Genomic DNA, 13,991 nt, shown 5'->3' on the forward strand with positions numbered 1-13,991 from the left:
CCGTCCCGGCCGCCGGGGCCCCTGCCGGGTCGGCCGCGGGCGCCGTCGCGCTCGGCGAGTCGGCCGAGCCGCCGGCCCCGGTCGACCGTCCCGGTTGGGCCGGCCCGCTCACGGAGCGGGAGCTCGAGGTGGCGATGCTCGTCGCGCGCGGGGCATCCAATCGCCAGGTCGCCGAGCGCCTCTTCGTCTCGGTGCGCACGATCGAGGTGCACGTCGGCCGGGTGTTCACCAAGCTCGGCGTGCGCTCGCGCGTCGAACTCGCGGTGCTCGCCCACCGCGGCGGGTCGGCGCTCAGCGCGGCGAGCTGAACGCCGTCGGGCGGGCGCTCGGCTCGCCCCGCGGATGCCCGTCGGTCGGCCTCTACGTAGTCCTGCGTATGCGGATTCCGCGGACGCGCCTGCGGCATCCGCGTCGATACCGTCGAGCCGCCCGCGCGTCCGCGCCGGCACTCCGACGAGGGGAACGACATGTCTTCGACACGAACCGGTCGGCGCAGCAGGCTGCGCTCGATCCTGGCCGCGGCAGGGCTCGCGGCCGTCCTGGGGGCGGTGCTCTCGCCGGTGGCGCCCGCCGCGACGGCCGCCGACTGCCCGCCTGCCTGGCAGAGCACGGCGGTCTACACAGGCGGCGCCGAGGTCTCCCACGAGGGGCACGCGTACTCGGCGAAGTGGTGGACGCAGCACAACGAGCCGGGTGCCGAGCAGTGGGGCCCGTGGGCGGACCAGGGCGCGTGCGGCGCGACCGATCCGACCGATCCGACCGATCCGACCGACCCGACCGACCCGACCGACCCGACCGACCCGACCGACCCGACTGATCCGACGGACCCGACCGACCCGACCGACCCCGGCGCCGTCTGGACCGACAACCCCGACGAGGGCTGCCGCCCCGACGGGCTCTACCAGACGCCCGGCATCGACGTCCCGTACTGCACGGTGTACGACGAGGACGGCCTCGAGCAGCTCCCGAACGGCCTCGACCGCCGCGTCATCGGCTACTTCACGAGCTGGCGCACCGGCGCGAACGGCGCCCCCGCGTATCTCGCGAGCGACATCCCCTGGGACAAGCTCAGCCACATCAACTACGCCTTCGCGCACATCGACGCCGACGGCGACGTCTCGGTGAACGAGGATGCGCCGGGCAACGCCGCGACCGACGTCTCCTGGCCCGGGGTCGCGGGCGCCGAACTCGACTCGACCCTGCCCTACGACGGTCACTTCAACCTGCTCAACCGCTACAAGGCCGAGCACCCCGGCGTGAAGAGCCTCGTCTCCGTTGGCGGCTGGGCCGAGACCGGCGGCTACTTCGACGCGGACGGCGACCGCGTCGCGAGCGGCGGCTTCTACACGATGACGGAGTCGCAGTCGAAGATCGACCGCTTCGCGGACTCGGCGGTCGCGTTCATCCGCGAATACGGCTTCGACGGCGTCGACATCGACTACGAGTACCCGACGAGCAACGCCAAGGCGGGCAACCCCGACGACTTCGCCATCTCGGATGCCCGTCGCGCCACCCTCTTCGCCGGCTACGAGTCGCTGCTGAAGACGCTGCGCGAGAAGCTCGACGCCGCGAGCGCGGCCGACGGGCAGCACTACCTGCTCACCATCGCGGCGCCCGCGAGCGGCTGGCTGCTGCGCGGCATGGAGGTGCACCAGGTCGGGCAGTACCTCGACTACGCGAACCTCATGAGCTACGACCTGCACGGCGCGTGGAACGAGTACGTCGGCGGCAACGCGGCGCTCTTCGACGACGGCAAGGACGCGGAGCTCACGGCCGGCGGCGTGTACGGCGCCTACAACGGCATCGGGTATCTCAACACCGACTGGGCGTACCACTACTTCCGCGGGTCGATGCCGTCGAGCCGCATCAACATCGGCGTGCCGTTCTACACGCGCGGCTGGACCGGGGTGACGGGCGGCACGAACGGCCTGCACGGCAAGGCGCCGCTGCCGGACCAGTCGCAGTGCCCGAACGGCACCGGCAACTCGATCGGCTCGACCACGAAGTGCGGCGCCGGCGCGGTCGGCATCGACAACCTCTGGCACGACTCCGACCCGCAGGGGCTCGAGGTGCCCTCGGGCGTCAACCCGATCTGGCACGCCAAGAACCTCGAGGACGGCGTGGTCGGCGACTACGCGGCGAGTTACGGCGTGCCGACGAGCATCGTCGGCGACTACACGCGCCACTTCGACCCGGTCACGAAGATCGAGTGGTGGTGGAACCCGTCGACCCGCACGTTCCTGACGGGCGACGACGACCAGGCCATCCAGGCCAAGGCCGACTACGTCGCCGACACGGGCATCGGCGGCGTCATGATCTGGGAGCTCGCCGGCGACTACGGCTACGACCAGGCGGCCGGGCAGTACGAGATGGGGGACACGCTCGTCAGCCGACTGCACACGACGCTCTCGGCCGCCGGCCCTGCTGACGGGGCGAAGTCGAACACGGCTGCGCCGACGAAGGCGATCGACCTGAGCGTCGACTTCGGCGAGTTCGCGCTCGGCGACAACAACTACCCGATCAACCCCAAGGTCACGTTCACGAACCGGTCGGCGACCGCGATCCCCGCGGGCTCGACGATCACGTTCGACACGGCCACGAGCGACACCGGCGCGATGGGGGAGCAGAACGGGTGGGGCATCGTGAAGGTCTCGAGCGACCACACGGGCGACAACGTCGGCGGCCTCGACGGCGACTTCCACACCTACCGGATCACCGTACCCGCGGGCGGCATCCTGGCCGGCGCCTCCGTGTGGACGAAGTTCTCCTGGCGTCTGCCGATGTCGTCGCCGTCGAACTTCCGGGTGGCGATCGGCGGGGAGACCTACGCGATCCTGCAGGACGGCGTCCGGGGAGTCTCCCTCGTCGAGCCCGCCGGCTCGGGCGGCGGCACGCCGGGCACCGGCGGGGGCACGGGCACGTGCGACGCGGCCGCGTGGAGCGTCTCGGCCGTCTACGTCGGCGGGGCCGTGGTGTCCTACGGCGGGGCCGAGTACACCGCGAAGTGGTGGACGCAGGGCGAGACGCCCGGCGCCGCCGCGGTCTGGGGCAGTGCCGCGGCCTGCTGAGCGACGTTCCACCTGACGTGTGGGGGCGGGTTCCGGTGTCCGGAACCCGCCCGTACGCGTTTCCACGTAGTCGCCCGCCGCCCCGATATGTGGATCCCGCGGACGACGCCGCCCCCGAGGCGTTCCTAGCGTGGGCAGCGCCCCGCGATGCACCCGCATCCACCGGACGAAGGATGGACATGCACACTCAGAGAACCGGACGGCGGGGCCTCGGCGCCCTCGCCGCCGTCGCGACCGGCGCGCTCGTCGCCGGCCTCGCGGCCGTCGGCGGCATCGCGCTGCCCTCGAGCGCCGCCGAGCCCGAGAGCGCGCCGAGCGCCCTGAACGGCTACCGCAACGTCGGGTACTTCGCCCAGTGGGGCGTCTACGGCCGCGACTTCAAGCTCAACCAGCTGGATGACTCGGGCGCCGCCGCCGACCTCACCCACATCAACTACGCGTTCGGCAACATCCACTATCAGAACGGCACGTGCTTCATCGCGAACAAGGCGCAGGGGACCGGGCCGACCGGTTCCGACGGCGCCGGCGACGCCTGGGCCGACTTCGGGATGGGCTACACGAGCGCGAACTCCGTCGCCGGCACCGCCGACGCCTGGGACCAGCCGCTCGCCGGCAACTTCAACCAGCTCAAGCAGCTCAAGGCGAAGCATCCTGGTCTGAAGGCGATGATCTCCCTCGGCGGATGGACCTGGTCGAAGAACTTCTCGACGGTCGCCAAGACGGATGCCTCCCGCAAGAAGTTCGTCTCGAGCTGCGTCGATCTCTACCTGCGCGGCAACCTGCCGGTCATCGACGGCCGAGGGGGCACGGGCGCTGCGGCCGGCGTGTTCGACGGCATCGACATCGACTGGGAGTGGCCCGGCTCGCCGAACGGCGAGGTGGGCAACGTCGTCGACGCGGTCAACGACAAGGCGAACTTCCGACTGCTGCTCAAGGAGTTCCGCACGCAGCTCGACGCCCTGACCGCCGAGAACGGCCACCCGTACCAGCTCTCCGCGTTCCTCCCGGCGAACCCCGCCGACATCGCCTCGGGCGGTTGGAACGACCCCGAGAACTTCGAGTACCTCGACTACGGCAACATCCAGGGCTACGACCTGCACGGCGCGTGGAACCCGACGCTGACCGGTCACCAGGCCAACCTCTTCGACGACCCGGCCGACACGCGCCCGGCGGCGCAGCGCTTCAGCGTCGACAAGGCCGTGCAGGAGTACCTGAAGACCGGCATCGACCCGGCGCAGCTCGGCCTCGGCCTGGCCGCCTACGGCCGCGGCTGGCAGGGCGCGACCTCGGCGAACGCGTGGGGCCCGGCGACCGCCGCCGGTCCCGGCACCTGGGAGAAGGGCAACGAGGACTACTCGAAGCTGAAGACCCTCGGCACCGACTACTACGACGCCGCGCTCGGCGCCGCCTGGCGCTACGACGGCAACCAGTGGTGGTCGTACGACAGCCCCCGCTCGATCGCCCGCAAGGCGCAGTACATCGTCGACACGGGCCTGGGCGGCGGCATGTTCTGGGAGCTCGACGGCGACCGCGAGGGCGAGCTCGTCGGCACGCTCGCCGACGCGCTGCGCGCCGCCCCGACCGGTCCCGGCAGCGACCCGACCGGCCCGACGGATCCCACCGACCCGACGGATCCGACCGACCCCACCGATCCGACCGATCCGACCGACCCGGGCGAGTGCGCCTCGACCGCCTGGTCGTCGAGCGCGGTCTACACGGGCGGGGCGACCGTGTCCTACCAGGGCAGCGAGTACTCGGCGAAGTGGTGGACGCAGGGCGAGACGCCCGGCACCGCCGCGGTCTGGGCGCTCGTCGCGGCGTGCGACCCGACCGACCCGACCGATCCCACCGACCCGACCGACCCGACCGACCCCACGGACCCGACCGACCCGGGCGAGTGCTCGGCCGCGGCCTGGAACGCGGCGACGGCGTACAGCGGCGGCGCGGTCGTGAGCTACAACGGCTCGACCTACTCGGCCAAGTGGTGGACGCAGAACAACGTCCCCGGTGCCGAGCAGTGGGGCCCCTGGGCGCTCCAGGGCGCCTGCTGACCCGGCGCTGAGACGACGGATGCCCCGGAGAGAACGTTCCCTCCGGGGCATCCAGCGTGCACGGGCATCCCGCTGGTCGAGTCGCGACGACGGAGCGAATCGAGACCCCGCAACGCGCCTCGCCGGGTCTCGATACGCTCCGCTATTCGACCGACGGTTCGATCAACCGAAGCGGCCGGAGACGTAGTCCTCGGTGGCCTGCACGGTCGGGTTCGAGAAGATCGTCGTGGTGTCGGAGTACTCGATGAGCTTGCCGGGCTTGCCGGTGCCGGCGATGTTGAAGAACGCCGTCTTGTCGCTCACGCGCGAGGCCTGCTGCATGTTGTGGGTCACGATGACGATCGTGTAGTCCTGCTTGAGCTCCTCGATGAGGTCCTCGATCGCGAGGGTCGAGATCGGGTCGAGCGCCGAGCAGGGCTCGTCCATGAGGAGCACGTCGGGCGAGACCGCGATCGCGCGGGCGATGCAGAGTCGCTGCTGCTGGCCGCCCGAGAGACCCGAGCCCGGGCGGTCGAGGCGGTCCTTGACCTCGTTCCAGAGGTTCGCGCCCTGCAGCGACTGCTCGACGAGCGTGTCGGCCTCGGACTTCGACATGCGTCGGTTGTTGAGCTTCACGCCCGCGAGCACGTTGTCGCGGATCGACATCGTGGGGAACGGGTTCGGCCGCTGGAAGACCATGCCGACCTGACGGCGCACGAGCACCGGGTCGACGCCGGGGCCGTAGAGGTCGTCGCCGTCGATGAGCACCTCGCCCTCGACGCGCGCGCCGGGGATGACCTCGTGCATGCGGTTGAGGGTGCGCAGGAACGTCGACTTGCCGCAGCCGGACGGGCCGATGAACGCGGTCACCGACCGGGGCTCGATCTCGATGTTCACGCCTTCGACGGCGAGGAACTTCGAGTAGTAGACGTTGAGGTCCTTGACTTCGATTCGCTTGGACACGTGGATTTCCTTCGTGAGGGGGTCAGCGGCCGAACTTCGGCGCGAAGAACTTGGCGATCAGGCGGCCCGCGAGGTTGAGCAGCATGACGATGAGGATGAGGGTGAGGGCGGCGGCCCACGCGCGGTCGAGGTACGCGGAGGCCGGGTTGCCCTGGTTCGCGTACTGCGTGTAGACGTACACCGGCAGCGACTGCATGCGGCCCTCGAAGAGGTTGTAGTTCATCGACTGGGTGAAGCCCGCGGCGATGAGGAGCGGTGCCGTCTCGCCGATGACGCGGGCGATCGAGAGCATGATGCCCGTCACGATGCCCGCGATCGAGGTCGGCAGCACGACCTTGACGATCGTCAGCCACTTCGGCACGCCGAGCGCGTAGGAGGCTTCGCGGAGCTCGTTCGGCACGAGTCGCAGCATCTCCTCGCTCGAGCGCACGACGACGGGGATCATCAGGATCGACAGCGCGACGGCGCCGGCGATGCCGAGCCGGATGCCCGGGCCGAAGAAGAGTGCGAACAGGGCGTAGGCGAACAGGCCAGCGACGATCGACGGGATGCCGGTCATGACGTCGACGAGGAACGTGATGCCGCGCGCGAGCTTGCCGCGGCCGTACTCGACGAGGTAGATCGAGGTCATCAGGCCGATCGGGATCGAGATGATCGCGGCCGCGCCCGTCATGAGGAGGGTGCCGACGATGGCGTGGAGCGCGCCGCCGCCCTCGCCGGTCACGTTGCGCATGGAGCTCGTGAAGAACTCGAGGTCGAAGCGATTGAGGCCGAGGCTGACGACCGTGTACGCGACCGAGATGAGCGGGGCCATCGCGAGCAGGAACGCTCCCGTGACGATCGCGGTGACGAGCCGGTCGGTCGCGCGACGGCGGCCTTCGACGAGGTAGGAGAACAGCCACACCGCGAAGGCGTAGACGATGAGGCCGACGATGAGCGCGCCGGCCCAGTTGTACTCGCCGGTGCCCGTGGCGAGGACGCCGAAGACGATCGCGGACAGGGCGAGCGAACCGACGAGGATGAGCCAGGGAGTCCTCGGCTTGAGGTGGCCCGCGGTGAGCGCGCTCGGGATGCCGCCCTTGGGCGTGCCGCCGGGCGTGCCGGAGCCGGGCGCCGAGGTCTGTGCGGTCTCGGTGGCGGTCATCAGTTGGCTCCCGAGAATTCCTTGCGGCGGTCCACGATCCAGCGGGCCACCGCGTTGACGGCGAAGGTGACGATGAAGAGGATGAGGCCCGTCGCGATGAGCACGTTGACGTTGAGGCCGTACGCCTCGGGGAAGCTCAGGGCTATGTTGGCGGCGATCGTCGTCGGATTGACCGAGGTCAGCAGTTCGAACGTGACGACCTGGGAGGCCGAGAGCACCATGGCGACGGCCATCGTCTCGCCGAGGGCCCGGCCGAGGCCGAGGACCGAGGCCGACACGATGCCCGAGCGGCCGAACGGCAGCACGGCCATGCGGACCATCTCCCAGCGCGTGGCGCCGAGGGCGAGGGCCGCCTCCTCGTGGAGCACCGGGGTCTGCAGGAAGACCTCGCGGCAGATCGCGGTCATGATCGGGAGGATCATGACGGCGAGCACCATCGCGGCGGTGAGGATGGTGCGGCCGGTCGCGGACGCGGTGCCGCCGAAGAGCGGGATCCAGCCGAGGTACTCGTTGAGCCAGGCGTAGACCGGCACGACGGCCGGCGCGAAGACGCCGATGCCCCACAGGCCGAAGACGACCGAGGGCACCGCGGCGAGCAGATCGACGATGTAGCCGAGCACGGCCGCGAGCCTGCGGGGCGCGTAGTGCGAGATGAAGAGGGCGATGCCGATCGAGATCGGCACGGCGAAGACGAGGGCGATCGCGGCGGCCCAGACGGTGCCGAAGACGAGCGGCCCGACGTAGGACCAGAAGTTCGTCTCCAGGATGCTGGCCTCTTCGTTCGTCGCGAAGAGGGCCGGGATCGCCTGGACGATGAGGAAGATCGCCACGGCGGCGAGCGCCACGAGGATCATCGAGCCCGCGAAGACCGCGGAGCGCGAGAACACGAGATCTCCGAGCCGGGCTTTCGCCTTGATCGGAGCGGGGGCGGTGGTCATCTGGGTTCGATTCCTCGGATTCTGGAGGGTGATGGCCCGGCGCCGCACTCGTGGTGCGGCGCCGGGCCGATTCGACTTACTGGATGGAGTCGATCGCGGCGACGACCTGCTCGCGGAGCGAGTCGGAGATCGGGGCCGAGCCGGCCGCGGAGGCCGCCTCGTCCTGGCCCTCGGCGCTGGCGATGTAGGAGAGGTAGGACTTCACGAGCTCGACGTTGTCGGCCTCGGCGTACTCCTGGCAAGCGATGAGGTAGGAGACCAGGACGATCGGGTAGACGCCGGCCTCCTCCGAGGTGCGGTCGATGTCGATCGCGAGGTCGCCCTCGGCGCGGCCCTCGGCCAGCGGCGAGTGGTCGACGATCGCGGCCGCGGCCTCGGGCGAGTACGCCACGTACTCGTCGCCGACCTTGATCGAGACGGTGCCGAGGTCGCCGGCGCGCGAGGCGTCGGCGTAGCCGATGGTGCCGTTGCCGCCGGTCACGGTGTCGACGAGGCCCGAGGTGCCCTGAGCGGCCTCGCCGCCCTCGATCGGCCACACGCCGTCGGCCTCCCACGTCCAGACGTCGGCCGCGGTCGCACCGAGGTACTCGGTGAAGTTCTCCGTCGTGCCCGAGTCGTCGGAACGGTGGACGGGCGTGATGGCGAGGTCGGGGAGGTCGACGTCGGGGTTCTGGTCGGCGATCGCCGGGTCGTTCCAGTTGGTGATCGTGCCGGCGAAGATGCCCGCGACGGTCGCCGCGTCGAGGTCGAGCGACTCGATGCCCTCGACGTTGAAGATGACGGCGATCGGGGAGATGTAGAGCGGGAGCTCGACGATCGAGGTGTCGGGCGCGCACTTGGCGAAGCCGCCGGCCTCGAGCTCCTCGTCCTTGAACGCGCGGTCGGAACCGGCGAAGTCGCTCGCACCCTCGAGGAACGTCTCACGACCGGCGCCCGAACCCGAGGGGTCGTAGTCGATGGTGACGTCTTCGTTCGCCGTCTGGAAGGCGGCGATCCACGCCTGCTGGGCGGCGTCCTGCGAGGAGGCGCCGGCGCCGACGAGGTTGCCCGAGAGCGTCGAGGCGGACTCGCTCGGGTCGGAGGAGGAGCCGCCCTCGTTCGCGGCGCAGGAGCTGAGCGCGAGCATCGCGACGGCGGCGATGGCGACGGGGGCGCCGAAACGCTTGAAGTTCACGTGATTACCCTTCCGGGGATTCGTCTGCAGGATTCGGGCCGGTGCCGACCCGCAGGCGACGTTAGGCAGCAGGCTTTACGAGATTCCCCCGCGGCGGTGAACTCCAGGTGAACGAGGGTCGACCGGGGAGTGCACGCGCCTGGGAAGGCGCCGGAAACGTCCTGCCCGTCCCCGTTCGGGGGTGCGCAGGGCTCGGCGAGGCGGGCCGCGTCGTCGTGCATCAGCCGATCACGGCGATCGCAGCCTCGACCCGCTCGCGGAGCGAATCGGAGATCGGCGCCGAACCCGCGGCTGCGGCGCCGGCCTCCTGCCCCTCGGGGGAGGCGACGTAGGCGAGGTACTCGCGCACGAGCGCGCCGTCCTCCGCGTCGAGGTAGTCGGCGCACGCGATGAGGTAGCTGACGAGCACGAGCGGGTAGACGCCCGACTCGGTCGTCGAGCGGTCCACGGCGATGGCGAGGTCGACGTCGCTGCGGCCGGGCTCGAAGGGGGAGTGGTCGGCGACGGCCGCGGCCGCCTCCGGCGAGAAGGCGACGAACTCGTCGCCCACGCCGAGTCGCACCGTGCCGAGGCCCCCCGCCCGCGAGGCGTCCGCGTAGCCGATCGCGCCGGAGCCGCGGCCCACGGAGTCGACGACGCCCGAGTTGCCCTGGGCCGCCTCGCCGCCCTTGATCGGCCAGACGCCGTCCGCCTGCCAGGTCCAGGCGTCCGGAGCGACGGCGCCGAGGTACTCCGTGAAGGTCTCGGTCGTGCCGGAGTCGTCGGAGCGGTGGACGGGCGTGATCGCGATGGCGGGCAGTGCGACGTCGGGATTGGTCGCGGCGATGGCGGGATCGTCCCAACGGGTGATGGTGCCGGCGAAGATCTCCGCCAGGACGTCGGGGGACAGGTCGAGCGAATCGATCCCGTCGAGGTTGAAGATCACGGCGATGGGGGCGATGTAGAGCGGGAGCTCGACGATGTCGGAATCGGGGACGCACGCGGCGAACGCGCCGTCGGCGAGCTCGTCGAGCGTGTAGGCGCGGTCCGAAGCGCCGTAGTCGGCCGCGCCCTCGATGAAGGTCTCGCGGCCGGCGCCGGAGCCGTTCGGGTCGTAGTCGATCGTGACGTCGGGGTGCGCGGTCTGGAACGCGGCGATCCACGCCTGCTGGGCGGCATCCTGCGCGGACGAGCCCGTGCCCACGAGGTTCCCGGAGAGATCGGAGTCCGTCGCCGCCTCGCGGGCGGCCCGCTCGTTGGCCGCGCAGGACGAGAGGAGGAGCGCGACGGCGACGGCGAGTGCGGCGGCCGGGATCGGGCGCAGGGCGTTCACTGGGGTTCCTCCGCGGGGGTTCGGGCGACGAACGGCCCCGAACGCGCGCGTGCGACTCGCCGGGGCCATGCGTCGAGCGTCCCTTCTTTCGGTGAACGGGAGGTGAACGACACGCGACGCGACGGTGCTCCGGGCTGGGAGGGTGCTCCGACTCCTCGATTCAGGTGCGGGGCGGGTACGTCTCGATCGAGATGATCCCCGACGCCGGATTGGTCTTGGAGAGGTGCACGACCGAGAACCCGCCCGGCTCGAGCGCGGCCGCGTCGTCGAGGTAGGACCCGAGCGGCGTGCCCGTGGCGAGCGCGATCTCGCGCAGCACGTCGGGCAGGACGGGCCGGTGGGTGCAGAGGACCGCCGTCTTGCCCGAGCGCACCCGCTTGCCGACGATGCGCCGCACCGTCCCGTTCCCGTTCTCGTGGGCGGCCTGCCCGAGTCCGGCCTCACGGCGGATGTCGATGGTGAGCGCCGCGGCGAGCGGCATGACCGTCGCGACGCAGCGCGTCGCATCCGACGTGACGATCCGCTTCGGGCCCCAGGCGGCGACCGTCGGCACGAGGGCGGCGGCCTCCCGCACGCCGAGGGCGACGAGCGGTCGCTCCACGTCGGCGCCTGACCACGTGCCGCGCGAGCGCGCCTTGCCGTGCCGCAGGACGATCAGGGAGAAGGTCTCGGTCACGTCCTGCGCGACGAGCTGCTCGAAGGCGTCGAGGACGGCGACGTCGGTCTTGTAGGTGAGATAGGTGCGCGCCCGCTTGAGCGTGACCCACTCGATCGCCGCGATCTCCGAGTTCGGCCGGAACGTCGAGTGCAGGATCGCGGACTCCCGCGCCTTCGCCGACCAGTAGTGCACGATCTTCTCGCGCCCGTTCGGCATCCGGTAGCGCGAGACGGCGACCGAGGCGCCGAGGTGCACGGCGAGGCCGGTCTCCTCGGCGATCTCCCGCACGGCCGTCTGCGGCAGTGTCTCGCCGGGATCGACCTTGCCCTTCGGGATGGTGACGTCGCCCTGCGCGGTGCGGTGCACGACGAGGATGTGCAGCTTGCCGTCGATGAAGCGCCAGCACACGGCGCCTGCGGCGTAGATCGCGGTCTCGCTCACCGGCGGCCCCCCGTCCGCGAGCGGTGGGCGACCTGCTGCATCACCCGCAGTTGGAGGTCGTCGAGGGGGCGGCCGGCGTCGTCGAGGTGGTGGCGGGTCCAGGTGCCGTCGGCGTCGAGCTGCCAGGCCGACGTGCTGGGGTCCATCGCGAGGTCGAAGAGCGCGGTGATCTCCTCGATGTGGTCGGCCTGCGTGAGGCGCACGAGGGCCTCGACCCGGCGGTCGAGGTTGCGGTGCATCATGTCGGCCGAGCCGATGAAGACCTGGGGATCGCCGTCGCCGACGAAGGAGAACACCCGCGAGTGCTCGAGGTAGCGCCCCACGATGCTGCGCACCCGGATGTTCTCGCTGAGCCCGGGGATGCCCGGTCGGAGCGAGCAGATGCCGCGCACCCAGACCTCCACAGGCACGCCCGCGTTCGAGGCGCGGTACAGCCCGTCGATGATGGCCTCGTCGACCATCGAGTTGACCTTGATGCGGATGCCCGACGGCTTGCCCTCCTCCGCGTTGCGGATCTCGGCGGCGATGAGCTTCAACAGCCCCTTGCGCAGGTGCAGCGGGGCGACGAGCAGTCGCTTGAACTTCTTCTCGATCGCGTAGCCGGAGAGCTCGTTGAACAGGCGCGTCAGGTCTTTGCCGACCTGGTCGTCCGTCGTGAAGAGGCCGAGGTCCTCGTAGATACGGCTCGTCTTCGGGTTGTAGTTGCCCGTGCCGATGTGGCTGTAGTGGCGCAGCACGCCGCCCTCCTGGCGGATGACGAGCGCGAGCTTGCAGTGGGTCTTGAGCCCGACGAGGCCGTAGACGACGTGCACGCCGGCCTTCTCGAGCTTGCGAGCCCACGTGATGTTCGCGGCCTCGTCGAAGCGCGCCTTGATCTCGACGAGCGCGAGCACCTGCTTGCCGGCCTCGGCGGCGTCGATGAGCGCCTCGACGATCGGGCTGTCGCCCGAGGTGCGGTAGAGCGTCTGCTTGATGGCGAGCACGTGCGGGTCGGCGGCGGCCTGCTCGAGGAAGGCCTGCACGCTCGTCGCGAACGACTCGTACGGGTGGTGGACGAGCACGTCCTTGCGGCTGACCGCCGAGAACACGTCGATCGGGCGGTTGGGTTCGCTCGGCTGGAAGGCCGCGGCGGTCACGGGCGGCTGCGGCGGGTAGTGCAGCTCGGGGCGGTCGAGCTTGGAGAGGTCGAAGAGGCCCCCGAGGTCGAGCGGCGCCGGCAGGCGGAAGATCTCCTGCTGCGAGATGTCGAGCTCGCGGACGAGGAGCTCGAGCGTGGCGCCGTCCATGTCGTCGGAGACCTCGAGCCGGATGGGCGGTCCGAACCGACGGCGCAGCAGCTCCTGCTCGAGCGCCTTGATGAGGTTCTCGGTCTCGTCCTCCTCGATCTCGACGTCTTCGTTGCGGGTGACGCGGAAGACGTGGTGCTCGATGATCTCCATGCCGGGGAACAGGTCGCCGAGGTGGTTGGCGATGAGGTCCTCGAGGGCGATGTAGCGGGCGTCCTCGACGGATTCGCCCGGGTCGACCCGCACGAAGCGCGAGAGCATCTGCGGCACCTTGACGCGCGCGAACTCCTGCTTGCCGGTGCGCGAGTTGCGCACGATGACCGAGAGGTTGAGCGAGAGCCCCGAGATGTAGGGGAACGGATGCGCCGGGTCGACGGCGAGCGGCATGAGCACGGGGAAGAGCTGCCGGGCGAAATAGTCGGAGAGGTGCGCCTGCTCGGACTTCTGCAGCTCGTCCCACACGACGACGCGCACGCCCGCCTCGGCGAGCGTCGGCTTGACGAGCTCCTGATAGGCGAGGGCGTGGCGCTCCTGCAGTTCGTGCGCGCGGCGCGAGATGTCCGCGAGCACGTCGTGCGGCGCGCGGCCGACGTTGGTCGGCACGGCGAGGCCCGTCATGATGCGGCGCTTGAGGCCCGCGACGCGCACCATGAAGAACTCGTCGAGGTTGGAGGCGAAGATCGCGAGGAAGTTCGCGCGCTCGAGGACCGGCAGCGTCGGGTCCTCGGCGAGCTCGAGCACCCGCTGGTTGAACGCGAGCCAGCTCAGCTCCCGGTCGAGGTAGCGCTCGACGGGCAGATCGGGTGCGCCGTCGAAGTCGAACGGCTCGAAGTCGTCGTCGAAGTCGCTCGCGGTGCGGTCTTCCTGCTCGAGGTCGGGGCTCATCCGCCCATATTGGCATGCGGCCCCGACGCGAGACAGCCGCCGGGTGACGCCCAGGTGAACGCCGGGTGACGGGAAGCGTCGCGCGGCTCGAC

General features: G+C 70.6%; 10 protein-coding genes. 3 read left to right on the plus strand and 7 right to left on the minus strand.

Annotation, left to right across the window (positions count from 1 at the left end):
* The 3 genes from GB864_RS03925 to GB864_RS03935 form a co-directional block, all read left to right on the plus strand.
* Nucleotides 1-308 (plus strand): response regulator transcription factor (locus GB864_RS03925; RefSeq protein WP_160423047.1); only part of this gene is annotated, 308 nt, incomplete at its 5' end.
* 159 nt (nucleotides 309-467) lie between these two features.
* Nucleotides 468-3,068, plus strand: coding sequence for a glycosyl hydrolase family 18 protein (locus tag GB864_RS03930; protein WP_160423048.1), 2,601 nt, complete (start codon nucleotides 468-470; stop codon nucleotides 3,066-3,068).
* Between the two features lie 179 nt (nucleotides 3,069-3,247).
* Nucleotides 3,248-5,119 carry a glycosyl hydrolase family 18 protein gene (locus GB864_RS03935; RefSeq protein ID WP_236778864.1) on the plus strand — a complete coding sequence of 624 codons (1,872 nt, stop codon included), beginning with the start codon at nucleotides 3,248-3,250 and terminating at the stop codon, nucleotides 5,117-5,119.
* Nucleotides 5,120-5,281: 162 nt separating this feature from the next.
* On the opposite strand, the gene pstB is transcribed toward GB864_RS03935, so the two are convergent.
* The 7 genes from pstB to GB864_RS03970 all read right to left on the minus strand — a co-directional run bounded on the left by pstB (nucleotide 5,282) and on the right by GB864_RS03970 (nucleotide 13,899).
* Complete coding sequence (gene pstB / locus GB864_RS03940; protein ID WP_160423049.1) at nucleotides 5,282-6,061, minus strand: phosphate ABC transporter ATP-binding protein PstB; 780 nt, start codon at nucleotides 6,059-6,061, stop codon at nucleotides 5,282-5,284.
* 22 nt (nucleotides 6,062-6,083) lie between these two features.
* Entirely contained in the window at nucleotides 6,084-7,205 is a 1,122-nt protein-coding gene (gene pstA, locus GB864_RS03945) for a phosphate ABC transporter permease PstA (RefSeq protein ID WP_160423050.1), read from the minus strand.
* Complete coding sequence (pstC, locus tag GB864_RS03950) at nucleotides 7,205-8,143, minus strand: phosphate ABC transporter permease subunit PstC (RefSeq protein WP_160423051.1); 939 nt, start codon at nucleotides 8,141-8,143, stop codon at nucleotides 7,205-7,207. Before pstC ends, pstA begins: the two co-directional genes overlap by 1 nt.
* Before the next feature lie 76 nt (nucleotides 8,144-8,219).
* A complete protein-coding gene (locus GB864_RS03955; protein WP_419672766.1) occupies nucleotides 8,220-9,317 on the minus strand; it encodes a phosphate ABC transporter substrate-binding protein PstS in 1,098 nt (365 codons plus the stop codon).
* A gap of 220 nt (nucleotides 9,318-9,537) precedes the next feature.
* Nucleotides 9,538-10,629, minus strand: coding sequence for a phosphate ABC transporter substrate-binding protein PstS (locus GB864_RS03960; protein ID WP_336603868.1), 1,092 nt, complete (start codon nucleotides 10,627-10,629; stop codon nucleotides 9,538-9,540).
* Between the two features lie 160 nt (nucleotides 10,630-10,789).
* Nucleotides 10,790-11,728: an NUDIX domain-containing protein gene (locus GB864_RS03965; RefSeq protein WP_160423053.1), complete on the minus strand. Its 939-nt coding sequence runs from the start codon at nucleotides 11,726-11,728 to the stop codon at nucleotides 10,790-10,792.
* The gene (locus tag GB864_RS03970; protein WP_160423054.1) at nucleotides 11,725-13,899 is read right to left on the minus strand and encodes an RNA degradosome polyphosphate kinase; all 2,175 of its coding nucleotides are present in this window, start codon (nucleotides 13,897-13,899) and stop codon (nucleotides 11,725-11,727) included. Before GB864_RS03970 ends, GB864_RS03965 begins: the two co-directional genes overlap by 4 nt.
* Nucleotides 13,900-13,991: the final 92 nt, after the last annotated feature.

This window comes from Agromyces seonyuensis, from assembly GCF_009789225.1.
Lineage (GTDB): Bacteria > Actinomycetota > Actinomycetes > Actinomycetales > Microbacteriaceae > Agromyces > Agromyces seonyuensis.